Consider the following 19,210-nt stretch of genomic DNA (forward strand, 5'->3'; position numbering starts at 1 on the left):
GTCATGGGATTTACACTGAAGAAACTTATTATAAAATATTTCTTCCCTATATATCTCATTTCTATAATTAAATATTACTGGGGGAAATTAGTGTGGGGTTCTTTCGAAATTTTTATTATGGATGGGTAATCGTTTTAATTGCTGGGCTGGGAGTATTCTTTTCGGGTCCCGGCCAAACCTATTCCAATTCGGCATTTATAGATCAATATATAAATGAATTTGGCTGGTCCCGTTCTCAGGTATCCGGATTATATTCCACCGCAACATTAATTGCAGGGATAGCAATGATTTTTGTTGGGAAATTTATTGACAGATTCGGTCAGCGGGCCATGATGGTATCAATAGGTACACTTTTTGGGCTTGCCTGCTTTTTTAATAGCATGGTTTCCAGCATGTGGATGCTGATGATCGGTTTCTTTTTAATCCGCCTGTTGGGGCAAGGCAGCATGACGCTTATTCCAAATACATTGGTGGCACAATGGTTTGTCAAAAACAGAGGTGTTGCCTTCAGCATTATGACATTAGGGAGCTTTGCGAGTGCCATGTCCCTTCCAATCATTAATACGTGGCTGATTAACACCTGGGATTGGCGGTTTGCTTGGCAATTTTGGGGGATTTTATTACTCTTTGTATTTGTGCCGATCGCTCTTTTCGGTGTGCGTAATAAACCGGAGGACATGGGAATGGAACCAGATGGATGGCCAGCTGATGAGAAAACAGTGAAAAGGCCAGTAACAGGGTTGAAGGTTAAAGAGGCCGAGCAGGACTGGACATTGCAGGAAGCAAAGAAAACAAAAGCATTTTGGGCGATTCTTGTATGTGTTGGTATACCTGCAATGGTCAATACAGGCATTACATTCCATATCATCTCCATATTCGGTACAAATGGTTTATCCCCGGAAATAGCCGCAATGGTCTTAAGTTTAATGGCTGTTGTGGGAATTCCAATGTCTTTTGTATCAGGTTATATAACGGATAAGATACAGACCAACTATCTGCTGGTGGTTATTTTCCTGATAGAGATTATTTTACTATTGATGTTACTGGTGACAAACCGTTTTTGGCTGGCTATATTATTTGGAATTATATGGGGGCTTGCAAACGGTCTGGAACGGATAAGTTTGAATGTCATATGGCCAAACTATTTTGGGAGGAAGCATATAGGAAGTATTAATGGTGTTGGTGTAACGATTACTGTAATAGGTTCGTCACTGGGACCACTTCCTTTTGGGATAGGATATGACCTATTCCAAAATTATACACCCGTATTGCTCGCTACATTAATATTTCCAATCATTGGGGTGGTTTGTTCCTTGATTGCTAAAAAACCTGAAAAATCCCAGATTGCCGAAACGCATAGCTGAACAAATAAGACCCTTCATTAGATTGAGGGTCTTTTGCTTGGCAGACAGGAAAGTATAAAACTTTCCTATCTGCATAAGTGCAACTAAGGCTGTCACCGAAAGGCTTGGTGACAACCAAGTTTTCTAATGTTTAGATTCGTTCTGCCTTTTTCAGTTTTTCGATGAACTCATTTAGATCTTCTTTTTTTACTCTCCAATGCCTTCCGATTTTAAATCCGGGAAGCTTTCCTTCTTGTACTAATTTATATGTCGTCATTTCACTTAACTGCAGATATTCCGCAACCTGTGAGATGGTCATTATTTCGTGCGTCATAAAGGATGCCTCCAAACTGTTAACTTACGCTAATCATATCATAATTGTTAAGTTTTTTATGAAATTTTATAGCGAAATACATTCAAATATAATTGATTATATTCAAATATAGTATTTTATACCTTTTGTTGAAAAAGGTAGGTAATTGATGTTTAAACGAGTAATGAAGAGTATTAATACAATGGTTGCGTTTTCTTCAGGTTTTGTAATTGTGAATTTCTGTGATATGATTCGTTTTGTTGAAAACGGAACTTAACTTTTGTGAGAGTCAAAAGTTACTATAAAACTATAAAAGAGGTGCTGAATTGAAAGTACAAGAATTAAAACAGGAATGGTTTGGAAATGTGCGAGGCGATGTATTAGCGGGAATTGTTGTTGCTCTGGCCCTTATACCAGAAGCGATTGCTTTCTCAATTATTGCAGGTGTTGACCCGATGGTGGGCCTATACGCTTCATTCTGTATTGCGGTAGTTATTGCCTTTGTGGGTGGACGACCGGGAATGATCTCTGCTGCAACAGGGGCAATGGCGTTACTCATGATAGATTTAATTGCCGATCATGGACTGCAGTATCTATTGGCTGCAACCATCTTAACAGGAGTTATACAAATAATATTTGGAATATCTAAAATGGCAAAAGTGATGAAATTCGTCCCACGTTCCGTGATGGTTGGATTTGTGAACGCACTTGCCATTATGATTTTCACATCACAGCTACAGCATTTTGTTAATGAAACATGGGTAATGTATGCACTTGTCGCGTTGACATTGGCAATTATTTACCTTTTACCTCGAATTACAAAGGCGGTACCATCGACACTTGTAGCGATTGTAGTTGTAACAGTAGTTGCTGTTTTCGGTAATATAAATGTGGGAACAGTTGGAGATATGGGAGCCCTGACACAACAGTTGCCTGTATTTCTGTTTCCAAGCATCCCATTTACATTTGAAACATTAATGATTATTCTACCTTATTCTTTATCATTGGCAATTGTCGGATTGCTAGAATCCTTGTTAACAGCTAATATCGTTGATGATATGACAGATACAGAGAGTAATAAGAATAAAGAGAGCCGTGGACAAGGAATTGCGAACATCGTATCCGGATTTTTTGGCGGAATGGCCGGTTGTGCAATGATTGGACAGTCAGTTATTAATGTGAAATCCGGTGGAAATGGTCGTCTGTCTTCATTGGTAGCAGGTATATTTTTAATGTTTCTTATTATTGTACTAGGTGGAGTGGTTGTTCAGATTCCAATGGCAGCATTGGCAGGCGTCATGATTATGGTCGCCATCAGTACATTTGACTGGTCATCGGTTAAAAACCTGGCAAAGCTTCCAAAAACAGATGCGATCGTCATGGTTGCTACCGTCATCATTGTTCTTGTGACGCATAATTTAGCTATCGGTGTATTAGCCGGTGTATTATTGAGCGCCATTTTCTTCGCAGCGAAAATTTCCAAAGTTAAAGTAACCGAGGAGCTGGTATTACGGGATCAGAAGAAAATCTATCGTGTTGAAGGGCAACTGTTCTTCGCATCTGTGAGTGATTTTCCGGCTAAGTTTAACTTTGAAGACTCGGTAAAAGAAGTAGAGATCGACTTAACAAATGCACATCTTTGGGATGATTCTGCAATAGGGGCATTGGATAAAATAGAAATGAAGTTTGGGCAGAATCATGTTAAAGTTATTTACACGGGGGTCAATGCAGAGAGTAAGCAATTGAAAAACAAAATCGGCGGCCTCTCAAACGCTTCCGGACATTAATCTAATTAAAAAAATAATAATAATAGCTAATGGGGTGGGTATTTGTTTAATCGAATATTATTGGCGGTAGACGGATCTGAGAATTCTTTACGATCAGCCCGGTATGCAACAGAGCTTGCTGAAAAGTTTAATGGAACGATTGATGTCATTTATGTGGTCGATAGCAGTACAGCGAAAGAAGATGTTCTGCATGCAACGAATAAATTTGAAATTGAAAAAAAGCGAAAAGAGAAATTAAAACCGATGAGGGAGTTATTGGAGAAATCAGGTACAGATTTCTATACTCATGTACTGCACGGAGAACCAGGTCCGGAAATTGTTGAATTTGCAAATGAAAACGCAATTGACTGTATCGTGATCGGTAGTCGTGGGTTGAATGAATTACAGTCCTTTATACTTGGAAGTGTCAGCCATAAGGTGGCCAAAAGGGCGGATTGTCCGGTTCTTATTGTGAAATAAGACAGTAATCAGATATGCTAAACAAAAAACCTGAGTTCACCTATCGAACTCAGGTTTTTTAGTGTGTAGAGGGTTTCCAATATTCACCTTCCGGAAAAAGCAGCAAATCGCCGTAAATTAGCGTATCCGGTTAACCTGATAATTTTTCAAACTGTTCCTGTAAGGGATTTTCTGGATGATTTTGCTCTTCACTCAACGTTCCTGGGACTTTCTCTTTTTCTCCACTGCAATTTTCCCTCGTTCTTCCAGGATAATTAATTTCGGTATATATTTCTTCATCTTATCGATATTATCTGTTTCCTTTAGTTCCTTCGATAGCCGTTTATACCTGATCTGGTCTTCTTTCGATAAGCCTTCAAAAAATTCCTCCATGGCAGTCCCCTTAAAGTAATTGTTTTGATTACTAATTATAATATATTATAATTGAAGATAATTTGCATGTATATGGTATAATTATTCAAAACAAAATATACTGTTTAAGGACAAGTAATGGCTGAGCGGTGATAAGGGATGGGAAAAAGGTACTTATAAATGATAGCGCATTCATTAATTGAATAAGCAACAATTGACGTTTTGGGGGGATGCTTTATTTCACAAAAATCCAGTCTTAAGTAATAAAAAGTAGCCGGATTACCAAAAACTTACAGATATTCCGCCGATTTCTCTACACATACTATTATTGGTACTTGTGGAGGGATTAATATAAAATGACTAAGATTACTTATGCACACACTTGGCTTGGAAATATGAAAGGGGATATACTATCCGGTCTGGTCGTCGCTCTTGCTTTAATACCGGAAGCGATTGCCTTTTCCATCATCGCGGGTGTTGACCCTATGGTTGGCCTATATGCTACTTTTACTATTTGTATCGTGATTGCGTTTGTTGGTGGAAGGCCGGGGATGATTTCAGGTGCCACTGGTGCGATGGCTTTATTGTTTATTGACTTAGTTGCAGGGCATGGACTTCAATATTTATTGGCGGCAACGATATTAACTGGTATAATTCAGATCCTATTCGGTATATTTAAGTTAGCTAGGTATATGAAGTTTATTCCTCGTTCGGTTATGGTAGGTTTTGTAAACGCTTTAGCCATCATGATTTTTATGCCCCAACTGCAGCACTTTGTTGGAGAATCTTGGGTAATGTATGTTCTGGCAGCAGTTACTTTGTTGATTATATATCTGTTTCCATATATCTCTAAAACGATACCCTCAACCTTGGTTGCATTGGTGGTGGTAACATCGATTGCGATTTTTATGAACGTTAATGTTCGCAGTGTAGGCGATATAGGGTCTATCTCACAGACCTTACCAATATTCCTGATTCCACAAATTCCGATTAATTTGGAAACGCTATCAATCATCTTCCCTTATGCCCTTGCTCTAGCTATCGTAGGTTTGTTGGAATCTTTGTTGACGGCTTCCATTGTGGATGATTCTACCGGAACAGAAAGTGATAAGAACGTTGAAAGCAGGGGGCAGGGGATAGCAAATATCATAACTGGATTTTTTGGCGGAATGGCGGGTTGTGCCATGATCGGACAATCTGTAATTAATATAAAGTCTGGTGGAAGAGGTAGAACTTCTTCATTATTAGCTGGAATTTTCCTTATGCTATTGATTGTAATACTCGGAGATATTGTAGTTCAAATCCCCATGGCTGCCTTGGCAGGAATTATGATCATGGTTGCGATCAGTACATTTGATTGGAATTCCATTCGAACGATCCACTTGGTCCCAAGAAGTGATGCAGCTGTAATGATTGTGACGGTATTAACAGTGGTTCTTACACATAATTTAGCGATAGGTGTTTTTACGGGGATCATATTAAGTTCGATCTTCTTTGTTTCCAAAATATCTCGTGTACATGTGGAAAGTGCATTGGAAGGAAATAAGAGAATATATAGCATTCGGGGTGAACTGTTTTTTGCATCTGTTACCGAATTGCTGCCAAAATTTAATTATGAGGAGGCCAGTATTACAGAGGTGGAAATAAACTTGAGCCGTTCCCACATCTGGGATGACTCAGCGGTTGTTGCGATAGAGAAAATTGCAGCCAGGTTCAGAGAAAACGGGAAAAATGTGGAAGTCACAGGCATGAATGAGGCCAGTACCGAATTGGTAGGTAGGTTGCACAATAAACTGGGATCACATTAATAAGGGGGAATACAGATGTATAAAAATATTTTACTTGCCACAGACGGATCGGAACATTCAAAACGGGCATTGGAGAATGCAATCAATATCGCCAAATGTACTGAAGGATCCAAAGTTGATGTTGTTTATGTGATAGACGCCAGTAAAGCAAAATCAGATGTACTGAACAATTGGAATTCTGTCGATGTAAATGATTCACGGATGAAACAACTCAAAAATGCAGAAAAGCTTGCCAAGGAATCAGGAGTATCTTATGAAATTAAAATACTGCATGGAGAACCAGGCCCTACCATCGTAGATTATGCGGATAAAAGCGGATCGGATATCGTAATTATCGGAAGCAGAGGACTAAATGGATTACAGGAATTTATGCTTGGCAGTGTAAGTCATAAGGTAGCTAAACGAGCAAATTGCCCTGTGCTGATTGTGAAATAAATTTGAAGGAAAGCTAACTGATAAAAGCTGGTTAGCATTTTGGCAGGTAGTATAAACTTACCAACCTGCATAAGTGAAGCATTTATAAGAAGTGGGATTGCTTTTTCTAATGTTGGCTTTGATGTGATGGGGGTGGTTTTGAACAGTAGGTTTTCCTTCACATCATCGAGAGGAAATGATAAAACCTTTTCCAAGTAACAATTACAAAAAAGAAATTATTCCTGATTTAACGAGGGGTTCAGGCATAAGCCGGAAACGACTTTTGGGAATATGAAAATAAGAATCTCTGCAGTTGTATAATAAATTCGCCATGGCCAAAATAGGAACAACATCCCATGATCATAGATTGAATCGTTGCAGAGATTGGTACTAAAATTCCTGCACATTAGAGATAAATTTATAGAATAAGTAATTGCAAAAGCCGGATTCAAATTATCGGTTTTTTTCTTGGTTTAAAAGGGCCAGTCTCCTAATGTGAAACCACAAAATCAAAAAGAATCAATTGGCAGGTTGAGCGGTCCCTGAAACAGGGAAGCGACACGTGATAAATAGCAGCATTACCGCCAGCATTTATATTTATGATGAATGTTTTAAGAAATATAACAGATGGTATACATAGAATGATTTCATTTTATTGCAATTTGATAAAAAGAAGTGGTACTCTGATTAAATATCAAATACAAAAGAGACTAATTTATTTATCTTGAGATGGAGGAAAAACATGAACCCTAAATATGCTGCGCTATTTGAGCCGTATCAATTACCAAATGGAATTGAACTAAAAAATAGAATTATGATGGCGCCAATGACCAATTATTCTTCCAATCCGGATGGCTCGGTTACAGAAGATGAGGTAGCCTATTATGCCCGTCGTTCAAAAGGAGTGGGGACCGTCATCACGGCTGTTGCCAACGTGACTGCCAGCGGAAAGGGATTTCCTGGAGAAATAGGTTGTGACCGGGATGAATTGATTCCAAGTTTGGCAAAGTTAGCAAAGGCAATTAAAGGAGAAGGCGCGAAAGCTGTTTTGCAGATTTTCCATGCAGGACGAATGAGCCCGCCGGAACTTGTTCCAAACAACGATGTAGTTGCACCAGGATCTATCCCTGCTGAGCAGGGGGGAAATCCGACAGTGCCCAGAGAATTAACTGTTTCTGAAATTGAGGAAATTATTGAAGCATTTGGCGAAGCGACTCGTCGTGCGATTGAAGCAGGATTTGATGGCGTGGAAATTCATGGGGCAAATGGATATCTCATTCAACAATTTTTCTCCCCACATTCCAATCGTCGGGGCGATCAATTTGGTGGCAGTGTAGAAAAACGAATGTCGTTTCCGCTGGCAGTAATTGAGAAAGTTCAGCATACCGTAAAAGAATATGCGAAAGGACCATTCATGATTGGTTATCGTTTTTCACCGGAAGAGCCGGAGACACCAGGGATTACTATGGGTGATACACTCCAGCTGGTAGATGTACTGTCTGATAAGGGGCTTGATTATCTGCATGTCTCATTAATGGACTTCTGGTCGAAAGCAAGGAGAGAAGCTGATACGTCGAAAACACGTATAAACTTACTTCAGGAAACCATCAACAATCGTGTTCCACTTGTCGGTGTCGGGTCACTCTATACAGCAGACGATGCGGCCAAAGCAATGGAGACAGGAATAGAATTTATTGCGCTTGGAAGAGAACTCCTAATCGACCCGGAATGGGTTCAGAAGATTGAGCAAGGAAATGAAGCACAAATTAATACGGTTTTAGATTTGAACGGGAAGGAAGCACTGGATTTTCCAGAAGCATTGTGGAAAGTCATCACCTCTGTTCCAGGCTGGGTTCCTGGAGTGAAATAAACTAAATTAAATATAATGGGGAGACAGCCTTTTCTTTTTAGGAAAGGCTGTCTTTTTGCTCTTTCCAACTGGCAGAGATTGCTTTATAGTAGCTGAACAAGTATCAAGACAAGGGTTGAGCGAAAATTTTTATTTCTCCTAAGTAGAGACTGGAGTTATTAAAACTGGATTGTTCCTAAATTTTTATATCTGATTCTCAGCTTTATAAACGAAACCCTTGTAACAATACCGCAATCCCGAATGACTTACAGTTGTATTATTGTTAAAATAATGGAATAGATATTAATATATAAATCTCGGTCCCTTGTTTCTTTTTGCCTGAAGACTTAAGAAGAAGCCAGAAGTCTATTAGAATGGAACCGATAAAAGGAGGATATATGGAATTTAAAAGAAACATAAATCGTAATCAAATGAAAAAGTTACAAAAGCTCGGCAGTTGGTCTGGGGTAATTATTGTAGTTCTGTTTCTTCTTTTCATTTTAGGTACTGTCGCTTTCCAGTGGGTCACAGAGTATATTTGGATGGATTCCATTGGTTTTAGCACTGTTTTCATGACTGTTTTGGGCAGCAAACTTATGCTTGGTGCTGCTGGTTTTGTCATCTTTGGTATCGTAACCTGGCTGACCGTGTTTTGGGTGCGCAGATCGTATTTAAGCCATTTTGACCCGAATCAGCTTCCGGCATTTTTCTATCAGAAGAAAATGGTCATGAATGGGATTATAATCGTAATTGCTGTTTTCGCAGGCCTTATTGGCAGTGTGATTGTCCAGGGTGTAGGCTGGGAACCACTTTTAAAAGTCTTAAACTATGAAACATTCGGGGAAAGCGATCCTATTTTCAACAGAGATATTTCTTTCTATATGTTTGTTTTGCCATTTTTAGAAATGATCATTAATATTTTACTTGGATTAGGTTTCTTCATGTTATTAGTTGTGGCTGGAGCGTATTCGGTGTTTCATATTTACCGGATGAACCGTTCGGCACAAATTCACCTAGGGCTGACGATTGCCGTTATCGGTGTGCTGTTAGCTGGCTCTCATTTGCTGACACCATTTCAAACGCTGCTGTCCAATCAGGTGAATATTTTTCAGGGAAGTGTGGTCCACGGCCTGAGTTACACCGACCGCATCATTAATATTCCTGTTTCCTATATCTTAGCTGCCGTATCGATTATCGGTGCTGTTTGGGTCATTCTTGCATTAAGAAAAGGCAATTTCAATTCCATGCTGATTCCGATTGTTGCTTATATTGCCCTCGTTGTTCTTGGGCAAGGGGCGTCCGTGCTGGTGCAAAACTATCTTGTAGAGCCAAATGAATTTCAGCGTGAAGAGCCTTATTTACAGCATAATTTGGATTACACAAGGCAAGCCTATGATCTCGAAAATATCGATGTTTCGGAACATCCGGGAAATCAGGATACACTGGATGAAGATATGATTGAGAATAATGAGTTAACAATTAATAATGTACGGATCAATGATGCACGACCATTGCTTGATATTTACAACCAATTACAGACGTTCCGTACCTATTATCAATTTAATGATATTGATGTTGACCGGTACGAAATTGACGGAGAGTATCAGCAGGTGTTTCTTGGTGCTAGGGAACTAAACACAGCTGACCTGCCGGAACAAGCCCAAACCTGGGTGAACCGTACATTACGTTATACGCATGGATACGGGATAGCGATGAGTCAAGTCAATGAGATCACTTCCCAAGGACAGCCAGAGTATATTGTAAAGAATCTCCCGCCAGAAGGGACTGTGGACGTTGAGCTTCCACAAATTTACTTTGGTGAAATGGATTATCCAAATGTCATCGTAAATTCAGAAGTCAATGAATTTGACTATCCGTCTGGTGATGAAAATATGACCAATCGCTATGAAGCGGATAAGGGGATTCCGCTTAGCGGCTGGAACCGTCTGTTATTTTCTATAAATGAAGGATCATTCCGTATGCTCGTCTCAGACCAGATTTCGGGTGACAGTCAACTGCTCGATACCCGAAATATTGTGGATCGGATCAATCGAATTGCACCATTTTTCGACTATGATGAGGATCCGTATATCATTGTACGTGATGATGGCACATTAGCCTGGATTATTGACGCTTATTTAATAGATCAAGGCTATCCGTACGCGGAAAACTACGAAGGCAACAAAAACTATATTAAAAACGCAGCGAAAGTTCTGGTTGATGCGTACACCGGAGAAGTCAATTTCTTTGTTACCGAACCGGATGATCCACTGCTTCAGACATATCAAAATATATTCCCTGATTTGTTTACAACAGAAATTCCGGAAGATGTGGAAAGCCATTTCCGTTATCCAGAAGGGTTATTTAAGATTCAAGCAGACAAATATGGTACGTACCATATGACCAATCTGGAGATATTCTATAATCGGGAAGACCGGTGGGAATTCCCAACAGAGCATTATTTTAATGAAGATATTGAAATGGAACCATATTATGTAACCATGAAACTTCCAGAATATGAGGAAGAAGAATTTATCCTCATGATGCCATACACACCTAGAAACCGTCAGAATATGATCGGGTGGATTGGTGTACGGAATGATGGCGAACATTACGGGGAAAAATTTGTCTACCGTTTTCCAAAACAGGAAAACGTCTATGGTCCTCAGCAAATCGAAAATCGTATTAACCAGGACAGCGTTATTTCTCAAGAGTTAAACCTCTGGTCGCAAGGTGGTTCCCAAGTCATTCGCGGAAACCTGCTGTCCATCCCGATTAACGATACAATGCTATATGTGGAACCAATCTATATTGAATCCTCCAATGAAACATCATTGCCGGAAGTAAAACAAGTGGTCGTTGCTTATCAGGATTATATCGTCATGGAAGCAACGTTCGATGAAGCATTGGATCGCATACTTGAATTAGCCGGCGGGGAAATCGATCAGAGTGACCTAGAGCCTGAAGGACCATCAACAGAAGATATCGAAGGAGAACCGGAAGAAGAGGAAACACCTTCACAAGTACCATCCGGAGATTCAGATCAAATACTGCAGGAATTCTCTGAGCTATTTGGTGACTATCAGGATGCTCTTTCAAATGGGAACTGGGAAGAAGCAGCCGAAATTATGTCAGAAATTGAAAGACGACTGGAACAAGTGAAGTGAACCATGGGGACAGTGAACCATGGGGACTGAACCACGGGGACAGGAACCTCGGTCCATTTTTGAGTAGATTAAATGGACCAGTGTTCCTGTCCCTGTGGGCCTCAGCGTGTAGTGGACTTACACCACCTAGTTATAGCCCATGCCGGGCACATCAAAAAGGCTTTGTAGAGATTCTTCTCTACAAAGCCTTTCAATGAAAATCCGTGTTTCTTCTCGTTAGATTCTACAAATTCCCTGTTTTACTTTTTATTCTTCTGTAACCCGTACATCGTCAAAGTGACTACTCGCATTTCCCCAAGAATATAAAGCTATCGTACCAGTCGAATGTGAATCATCTATAATGGGCTCTCCAAATATGTCGATTCCGTCCTGGAACGCCTGAATCTCATTGCCAACGACCTTAATTTCTAGTTCAAAATTGGCGCCTACAACATATCCTCGTCTTTCTACATGAGCCAGTGTAGTTTCCACTCCATCGACGACTTTGAAAAGCTTGATGAATGAACGCTGATGGTCTAAATCTAATTTATAGTAGTTATCGGGATCCTGATAGCGGAACATTAAGCCAATTCCGTCATCATCGGTGGAGCGTACATTAGCTTTAAATGAGTAATCCTCCCAAGCATTGAGCGCGCGACCATGATCGTAATATGCAAAGGTACCCTTACGATTGTCAACAGCAGGAACATTCGGACCATAGATATTAGAAGACTGTACTAATTCGCCTCTCACTATCGACCAATTGGATGGTGCATCAATCGTTCCTTCATCTACTGTAGTCCATCTTTCCAAATTCCCATTACAGTTAAATTTCTTATGTTCACTTTTACAGTATGACGCTTCTTCAATATCGAAGTCTTCCTTCAACATATAATTTGGAGCTTTAACATCTGAATCAGGTGTACCAAGATCAACGTTTGTAAATTCAAATTGATTTTGCCAGTCGGTTTTGTACTCATCAAGATGAGGAGAGTAACTAGTTGCATTTATAGTCCCTGCTTCTGGATCAATTTCCAGTAGACGTAGAAAACCTTCTCCTCCATTTGGTAGCATCTGGTAGTTAGAAAGCATTTGATAGACTTGATTACCATAGTCTCCTTCAGATACAAGACGACCTTGGCCATCATTCAACACGTGCCCACTCAATACCATTGAGATATTCGGATGTTTTTTAACGAATTTATCCCACATTTCACCCCCGTCATTAACCCCAGCTGGGTCTGAACCTACACCATAATTATGCGGATTCCAGGCATGTCCTTCACCATAACGAGTCTCATCAGAAAACATATAAGCGTGCGTTACTACAATAACACGGTGTTCGGGATGAGAAGAAACTACCTCATTAGCCCAATCTAATACAGAATCTCTAGGTCCGAATTCTAGCGAAAGCACTAACCAATCAGTTCCTCCAGCATGGAAGGTATGAAAATTGTTATCATAGTTATCTGGTTCTGCTGGATAAACCCCACCAAAAGTCTCTGTTCCAGAATAATCGCTTACCGGAAAATACGTATTATATAAAGTGGTATCTCGTGTATTTGCTGAGCCGTTATCACCCATATCATGATTTCCAGGTGTAACAGAATAAGGAACAACTCCATCTAAAGCTCGCATTGCATTATATGCGAACTCCCACTGGGGTACATTATTATTGTTAACAATATCTCCCAAGTGAGCGACAAATTCGATATTCTCTTCCTCATGATTGTCAACAATCCACTGCGTTTGAGTGTTAAAGATTTCTAATTCCCTTGATGCATAGTTTTGAGTGTCTGGCAGGATAGCAATTTTAAAAGCTGAAGAGCTAGCCTCTGCCTTTGCCTCTGCATTGTTTAATCCTGGAAGATAAGGAATTACCAATAAACTGAAAATCATCGTCATAACAAAAACGAAATTAATTGTTTTCTTCATGTACACCATTCCTTTTTAATTTTTTGGATTAAATTCACCTGATTATCTTACCATGTCAATAAATTCGCAGGAGCTATAATAGAGTTATTTATTATAGGTCTTCTATCCCAGCCAATCACCTCCTTAAAAATACACTTGGTTATTATTTACGTTTATAGCATTTTAGTAATTTTTCCTGATTTCGTTTTTCAACGAAAGTTATTAAATACTCTCTAATTGACGTTTAATAAATCTAGTAAAATACTCTATGGAAATAATCATTAGAAAGATTACAAAAGTAACTCCTAGAGCAAGATCATATCGAGAAGACTGTGTTGCAGCCATTAATTCCCACCCGATTCCTCCTGCACCAACAACACCAAGAATTGATGAATACCGGACATTAATATCAAATCTAAAAACAGACCATGAGATTAATATACTTACAATTGATGCAAACACCCCTTGGAAAATAACTTGAAGGGGAGAAGCACCCGTGGAACGAATCGCCTCGATGATTTCGACGTCCATTTCCTCAATCGATTCAGCATAAACTTTTACAAGCATCCCTATACTATTAACAGCTATCGCTAAAATACCAGGTGTAGGTCCGAAACCGACAGCAATAATGAATAACATTGCCCAAATCAGAGCAGGTACAGAACGCACAAATGCAGCAAAGGCTTTAATGACATAGCTTACCAAAGGATAAGGTGATAGATTTGATGCGGCAAATATAGCTAGAATCAAAGAAATAATAATTCCAAGAACAGTCCCAACCACCGCAACCTGGAGCGATTGAATGACAGCCTCAAATAAAATCATAGGTTCAGATATTTGTGGCGGGAACATTCGATCTAACATATATTTCCCTCGCTCAAAGGATTCGAAAAACTGTGTAAATGTTATATTCAATTGTGAAAAACTAAATACGAAAAGGATTGCAATGATGATTAAAGCATTGGGATGTCTAATATGTTTTATCCAACTGTTATTTTTCGCCGTCATAACATGTGTCTCCTTAATTTCAGGGTAATGTATTCAACAATAACAATCAGAAGGAATATCATTAGAATTGCAGTAGCTGCTTGCTCATAGTTAAATAGGTTAATACTAAGTTGCAGAGAATAACCAATCCCTCCTGCACCAATCATACCCAGGATTGCTGCTTCACGAATATTAAGATCCATTTTGTAAAAAGACCAACTCACAAACCCAGGTTTAAATTGAGGCCAGATTGCTTGACCGGCAATCTGTAACCAATCGGCACCTGTTGCTTTCAAAGCTTCTACCTGTCTCATGTCAATTTCTTCAAGTATTTCCTTATAAGATTTGCCTAAAATCCCTATACCAGAGATCCCAAGAGCAATAGCTCCAGCAAAGCTCCCTAGACCGAATGACCCTACTAAAAACATGGCTAGAACTATTGCTGGTATAGAACGTAAAAAACTAATAATAGAAGTAAATATATGAGCTACGACGGGATGTACGGATGTTGTTGTTGCTGCTAAATATCCGAATATAATAGAGAAAAAAATTGAAATAACAACGCCAACTATACTCATATAAATAGTTTCCATTACAGGGATTATTAATGTTCCTAGTACTGAAAAGTCTGGAGGAGACATATCAAAAGCAATGAAATTCACAATATTGCCTATCCCTGTAATAAAGCTCAACATTGTAAATTCTGTTCCATACCAAGCCCATATGACAACAGCAATTAAAAACGAATAAATAACAGCTTTCTTTGTTGTTCTTATTCTTTTTCGCTGTTTATAATCCTCAAATGGAGATGATTTTGATTGATAAAAAGTCTTAACATCATTTTTTGAGGAAAGTATTTTTTCTGAATTCCCCATAAGAATCCTCCTCTTCTTTTATCATCTAATTGTAGATTTGAAATATTTTTGCTTCCATTAATTCATCAGGGGTACCATCAAAAACAATTTCACCGGATTTTACCGCCACAATTCGATCAGAAAACTCTTTAGCAAATTCAACCTGGTGCAGGTTAATAATTGCTGTAATACCGTCCTCTTTACATATGTTTCGTAAATACTCCATTACTGTACGTGATGCAGATGGATCCAAACTTGCGATAGGCTCATCTGCCATAATAATGGACGGTTTTTGACAAATAGCACGAGCAATCCCAACACGTTGCTGTTGTCCACCACTTAATTCATCTGCTCTTTTGTATGCAAACTCTTCTATACCAACTCGATTCAAAATCGAAAGTGCCACTTCAACATCTCTTTTTTCAAACATACCTAAACTGCCTTTGATGCTTCCCGTATAGCCAAGACGACCATGTAGCACATTTTGTATCGTGTGAGCCCGTTTTATTAAGTTATGGCTTTGAAATACCATTCCAATTTTACTTCTAACTTTTCTCAAACTCTTTCCACGTAATTTCATAATTTCTTTTCCTTCAAATTCTATCGCCCCAGATGTTGGCTCGACTAAACGATTGATACAACGAATTAAGGTGCTCTTCCCTGATCCACTAGGGCCAATAATAGATACAACCTGGCCTTTCGTAATAGATAAGTTAATTTTTTTTAATGCTGCTGTTCCGTCTTTATAAGTCTTTTGTATATTTTTAAGGACGAGTATCGATTCATTTTCCATTTTTTCGATCCCCCATTACGAATTAAAAAGCTATCCAAATCAATTTTGTGAATCAGAAGGATTATAAAATTAATTCAACTATATAGATCGAGCTGCTGAATAACTCCTGCAGACTCAATCTACTATCTAATCACATGTTTTCAATCATTAATCTAACAATTCCTCTGGCGACATTCCAAGTCCATCGGCTGTCATACGAACGACTTCAAAGTCTTCATCACTTACTTCTACATATCCTCCACCGTGTCCAGTATCCTCCAGAAACTCTTGTAACTCAGGTACATTAATCGCATCATAAAATGCATCTTTTATGGTTTCCTTTAAGTCTTCAGGTAGGTCACCACGCACTGTGAATGGAGGCAAAGGAATCGGGTCGGTTTTTTCGATAATAACTAAATTATCAATATTTGGATGATCTGCGTTCTCTCTAAGAATCATATTGTAAGTAACATCATACACAGCAGCTGCACTAACATTTCCATTTAATACAGAAAGCATAGATGCTTCATGATTACCTGAGAAAGCAACTTCACCAAACATATCATCAACTTTGTCTACTTCAATCCCCAACTCATTCACTAAATGTGCTTTTGGAAATAGATGTCCAGATGCTGAAGTCGGATCTGCCCACAAAAACGATGCTCCTTCTAAGTCTTCGATGGACTCAATACCCGAATCTTCAAGGGTAATAAAGTATGATTCATAAGTTGGTTCTTCATCAGGTTCTGTAATTCCACCTGCAAATGCTTCAGCGTTAGCTCTCGATTCTGCATGAATATAAGCAAAAGGACCAAAGTAACCAAGATCGGTGTGGCCATTACGCATAGCTTCTACAGTCGCTGCATAGTTTGTAGCTGGATAGATTTCAACCGGAATATCTAACACTTCCTCTAAATATTCAGCAAAAGGTTCATATCGATTGGTTAATTCTTGTTGATCTTCTAATGGGATAGGTGTAAAAACTAACTTTTCAGGCCAATTTCCGCTAGCAGCTTCTTCGTCACTTTCCTCATTTGAAGTTGCTTCTGCCCCACAAGCAACTAACACCAAAATCATTACGAGCATTGCAGCAAAAAAAACAAGATTTTTGACAAACATCGATTTCATTTTCATTTTCATTTCTATTTCCTCCTTTTTAATTAAAAATTATTCACGCTAGTTGTGAAATAAAGAGATGTTGTTTTCCTTACAATAAAAAGAGCACCAAATAAAAAGATAGGACTACAAGTGCCTAATCTTTTTATTTAGTGCTTACTCTAGGTCATCACGCTAAACAAAAATTGAATATTTCAATTTCGTATTTACTTATATTTTAATTATAACGTCACAATGTTAATCCTCTATTAAGATAATATCAAATAATTATAAAAGTTTTGATGAATGATATATTTCTATAAATTCTCGAATTTCATTGATAATGATTGTCGGTTTTACATTAAAAGCAACAGATGATTTAGGGCCTCGAGGTATACCACTTACATTAATCCATGCTGTCTTCATGCCTGCAAAATATCCTCCTGTAATATCCGTATTGTAATTGTCACCAATCATGATGCTCTGTTCTGCGTTTGAAGAAAATTTTTTCATCGCATAATTAAATATGAAAGGTCGCGGCTTTGCAATATGTTGTATTTCCATTCCGAAAATGTATTCAATAGCAGCAGTTATTGATCCTGTTTCCGGGATAATCTCGCCCTTAGTGCCTGGGTGATGCGTATCTACATTGGTACTAATAACCTTTACCCCTGACTTTATTGCATTGACAATATATTTTAGACTGTCATAGTTAAAGGTAGTATCCCTTGCGATGACAATCATATCTGGATTTTGTTTGCTTAATACAGGTAAAACCGTATGCCCTTTTGATTCTATTGAGTCTTGAAGTGCTTTAGTTCCAAACACTTTTAGCGTTAATGAACCGAAATTATCAGCTAGATATATTCCCATATAATCTGTAGCTGAAATAATCTCTTCCTCGAATGCAATAATATTCATCTTGTTTAATTTTTCCTTTATTTCTCTTGCTGTATGCGTGGAGTTATTCGTTATAAATCCAATTGTTTTATGATACTTTCTAAGCTGATTAAGCAAGGGGATAACACCTTGAAAGGGTTCTGCTCCACGATATATGGAACCATCTAAATCAAAGAAAAATGCTTTTAGTTCCGAAAGTGATATCATTTATTGACTCCTTTAAATTAGTTCATCAAAAGTTAAATTCCATAAATCACCATTACTCACTGCGAGTGCAGTAGCCCCAGCATCCAAACTAATCTTTGCTTCTTCAACAGTTTGTATTAATCCACTAGAAATAATAGGGATATCTATAAAATCGGTTGCAAATTTATTAATTATTTTTGGAATAACCCCAGGCATAAGATCGATTGCATCTGGTTGAACAGATTCAACAACACTCGTCCCATTCATCATTGAAAGCGAGTCAAGAATAAACAAGTGAAATATAGCATATAGTTCATGTTTGTTTGCCTCTCGGATTAAGTGCTTTTTAGGTGTAACAATACCATCCGCTTGTATATAGTGTTTAATAAATGAAATGGTTTCTTTATCCGTATTGGATATGCCTTTTATTAAATCGATGTGTATAAATGAACGTTTGTTGTGCTCTTTCGCAAGTCTAACACCTTCAATAACCTGTTGGACGTCTCCTCCCATGTAAAAGATATTATCCACATTACTATCTATTGCTTTCTGAAAATCATCGATATCTCTTAATGCTGCAATAATAGGTTTTTTTCCGATTAAATGTAAGAGACTCATTTATTTCCCCCTTCTAAATAAGAAAAACACTACATAAAAAGTTGGCACTTCACACTTCAAGTGTCACTTTTTATTTAGTGCTTTCTCTAGTTCATCGCGCTAAACAAAATATGAATTACTTTTATATAATTAAACTAATTATTTTTCTTTCCTTAATTTTAACTGTATATTGTGAACTCGGTATTAACTCAAGATTAATAGGTTGTAAATGTTTTTTTGACTTGGTTATCGACAAAAAATAAGACCGAATAAGCGCACTTTACCTAGGTTTTAATACAATAGAATTTAGTTCAAATACTAAGTTGTAACCGTATCAGCATAGCGATCCTCCATAATAAAGATAACTAAAATTTTATATCCTTACACGTAGGTCATCCGATATATCAAATAATATGTAAATGAACGTCTAAAAAT

At 38.3% G+C, this 19,210-nt stretch carries 16 protein-coding genes; 7 read left to right on the forward strand and 9 right to left on the reverse strand.

The features are described 5' to 3' along the window. The first annotated feature begins 92 nt into the window (after positions 1–92). The gene (locus tag A4245_RS01800) at positions 93–1,364 is read left to right on the forward strand and encodes an MFS transporter (RefSeq protein ID WP_234402327.1); all 1,272 of its coding nucleotides are present in this window, start codon (positions 93–95) and stop codon (positions 1,362–1,364) included. Between the two features lie 130 nt (positions 1,365–1,494). Here the strand turns inward: A4245_RS01800 and A4245_RS01805 are convergent, their stop codons facing one another. Then, on the reverse strand, positions 1,495–1,677 hold the full coding sequence (locus A4245_RS01805; protein WP_067725103.1) for a helix-turn-helix domain-containing protein: 183 nt from the start codon (positions 1,675–1,677) through the stop codon (positions 1,495–1,497). A 305-nt stretch (positions 1,678–1,982) separates the two neighbouring features. Between A4245_RS01805 and A4245_RS01810 the strand changes: the two genes are divergently transcribed. Then, positions 1,983–3,443, forward strand: coding sequence for a SulP family inorganic anion transporter (locus tag A4245_RS01810; protein ID WP_067725106.1), 1,461 nt, complete (start codon positions 1,983–1,985; stop codon positions 3,441–3,443). Between the two features lie 42 nt (positions 3,444–3,485). Then, positions 3,486–3,902, forward strand: a complete 417-nt coding sequence (locus tag A4245_RS01815) for a universal stress protein (protein WP_067725108.1) — start codon at positions 3,486–3,488, stop codon at positions 3,900–3,902. A 192-nt stretch (positions 3,903–4,094) separates the two neighbouring features. On the opposite strand, the gene A4245_RS01820 is transcribed toward A4245_RS01815, so the two are convergent. Next, positions 4,095–4,274, reverse strand: a complete 180-nt coding sequence (locus tag A4245_RS01820) for a hypothetical protein (protein ID WP_067725110.1) — start codon at positions 4,272–4,274, stop codon at positions 4,095–4,097. Positions 4,275–4,609: 335 nt separating this feature from the next. On the opposite strand from A4245_RS01820, the gene A4245_RS01825 reads away from it, so the two are divergent. The 4 genes from A4245_RS01825 (at position 4,610) to A4245_RS01840 (ending at position 11,491) form a co-directional block, all read left to right on the forward strand. After that, entirely contained in the window at positions 4,610–6,061 is a 1,452-nt protein-coding gene (locus A4245_RS01825; RefSeq protein WP_067725112.1) for a SulP family inorganic anion transporter, read from the forward strand. Between the two features lie 15 nt (positions 6,062–6,076). After that, positions 6,077–6,496, forward strand: a complete 420-nt coding sequence (locus tag A4245_RS01830; protein WP_067725114.1) for a universal stress protein — start codon at positions 6,077–6,079, stop codon at positions 6,494–6,496. Between the two features lie 721 nt (positions 6,497–7,217). After that, positions 7,218–8,345 (forward strand): NADH-dependent flavin oxidoreductase, encoded by a 1,128-nt coding sequence (locus A4245_RS01835; RefSeq protein WP_067725116.1) that lies wholly within the window; start codon positions 7,218–7,220, stop codon positions 8,343–8,345. A 377-nt stretch (positions 8,346–8,722) separates the two neighbouring features. Further along, complete coding sequence (locus tag A4245_RS01840; RefSeq protein WP_067725118.1) at positions 8,723–11,491, forward strand: UPF0182 family membrane protein; 2,769 nt, start codon at positions 8,723–8,725, stop codon at positions 11,489–11,491. 246 nt (positions 11,492–11,737) lie between these two features. Here A4245_RS01840 and A4245_RS19545 read toward each other — a convergent pair whose 3' ends face one another. The 7 genes from A4245_RS19545 to A4245_RS01875 form a co-directional block, all read right to left on the reverse strand. Beyond that, complete coding sequence (locus A4245_RS19545) at positions 11,738–13,405, reverse strand: metallophosphoesterase (protein ID WP_199860636.1); 1,668 nt, start codon at positions 13,403–13,405, stop codon at positions 11,738–11,740. A 201-nt stretch (positions 13,406–13,606) separates the two neighbouring features. After that, positions 13,607–14,392 (reverse strand): phosphonate ABC transporter, permease protein PhnE, encoded by a 786-nt coding sequence (phnE, locus tag A4245_RS01850; RefSeq protein ID WP_067725119.1) that lies wholly within the window; start codon positions 14,390–14,392, stop codon positions 13,607–13,609. Continuing rightward, positions 14,389–15,246 (reverse strand): phosphonate ABC transporter, permease protein PhnE, encoded by an 858-nt coding sequence (phnE, locus tag A4245_RS01855; RefSeq protein ID WP_067725120.1) that lies wholly within the window; start codon positions 15,244–15,246, stop codon positions 14,389–14,391. The genes phnE (A4245_RS01850) and phnE (A4245_RS01855) overlap by 4 nt, the downstream gene beginning before the upstream one ends. A gap of 25 nt (positions 15,247–15,271) precedes the next feature. Then, positions 15,272–16,018, reverse strand: a complete 747-nt coding sequence (gene phnC / locus A4245_RS01860; protein ID WP_067725121.1) for a phosphonate ABC transporter ATP-binding protein — start codon at positions 16,016–16,018, stop codon at positions 15,272–15,274. Between the two features lie 147 nt (positions 16,019–16,165). Then, entirely contained in the window at positions 16,166–17,137 is a 972-nt protein-coding gene (locus A4245_RS01865; RefSeq protein WP_067725122.1) for a phosphate/phosphite/phosphonate ABC transporter substrate-binding protein, read from the reverse strand. A gap of 243 nt (positions 17,138–17,380) precedes the next feature. Then, complete coding sequence (locus A4245_RS01870; protein WP_067725123.1) at positions 17,381–18,199, reverse strand: HAD-IIA family hydrolase; 819 nt, start codon at positions 18,197–18,199, stop codon at positions 17,381–17,383. Between the two features lie 12 nt (positions 18,200–18,211). Further along, positions 18,212–18,796: a glycerol-3-phosphate responsive antiterminator gene (locus A4245_RS01875; RefSeq protein WP_067725124.1), complete on the reverse strand. Its 585-nt coding sequence runs from the start codon at positions 18,794–18,796 to the stop codon at positions 18,212–18,214. Positions 18,797–19,210 lie beyond the last annotated feature (414 nt).

This window comes from Oceanobacillus damuensis, from assembly GCF_001618145.1.
Lineage (GTDB): Bacteria > Bacillota > Bacilli > Bacillales > Amphibacillaceae > Oceanobacillus > Oceanobacillus damuensis.

Excerpts from the sequence above, each read along its gene's own strand:
- A4245_RS19545 (WP_199860636.1), bottom strand. The coding sequence starts at position 13,405 with ATGAAGAAAACAATTAATTTCGTTTTTGTTATGACGATGATTTTCAGT.
- phnE (WP_067725119.1), bottom strand. The coding sequence starts at position 14,392 with ATGACGGCGAAAAATAACAGTTGGATAAAACATATTAGACATCCCAAT.
- A4245_RS01870 (WP_067725123.1), bottom strand. The coding sequence starts at position 18,199 with ATGATATCACTTTCGGAACTAAAAGCATTTTTCTTTGATTTAGATGGT.
- A4245_RS01835 (WP_067725116.1), top strand. The coding sequence starts at position 7,218 with ATGAACCCTAAATATGCTGCGCTATTTGAGCCGTATCAATTACCAAAT.
- A4245_RS01805 (WP_067725103.1), bottom strand. The coding sequence starts at position 1,677 with ATGACGCACGAAATAATGACCATCTCACAGGTTGCGGAATATCTGCAG.
- A4245_RS01865 (WP_067725122.1), bottom strand. The coding sequence starts at position 17,137 with ATGAAAATGAAAATGAAATCGATGTTTGTCAAAAATCTTGTTTTTTTT.
- A4245_RS01830 (WP_067725114.1), top strand. The coding sequence starts at position 6,077 with ATGTATAAAAATATTTTACTTGCCACAGACGGATCGGAACATTCAAAA.
- phnE (WP_067725120.1), bottom strand. The coding sequence starts at position 15,246 with ATGGGGAATTCAGAAAAAATACTTTCCTCAAAAAATGATGTTAAGACT.
- A4245_RS01825 (WP_067725112.1), top strand. The coding sequence starts at position 4,610 with ATGACTAAGATTACTTATGCACACACTTGGCTTGGAAATATGAAAGGG.
- phnC (WP_067725121.1), bottom strand. The coding sequence starts at position 16,018 with ATGGAAAATGAATCGATACTCGTCCTTAAAAATATACAAAAGACTTAT.
- A4245_RS01875 (WP_067725124.1), bottom strand. The coding sequence starts at position 18,796 with ATGAGTCTCTTACATTTAATCGGAAAAAAACCTATTATTGCAGCATTA.
- A4245_RS01840 (WP_067725118.1), top strand. The coding sequence starts at position 8,723 with ATGGAATTTAAAAGAAACATAAATCGTAATCAAATGAAAAAGTTACAA.
- A4245_RS01820 (WP_067725110.1), bottom strand. The coding sequence starts at position 4,274 with ATGGAGGAATTTTTTGAAGGCTTATCGAAAGAAGACCAGATCAGGTAT.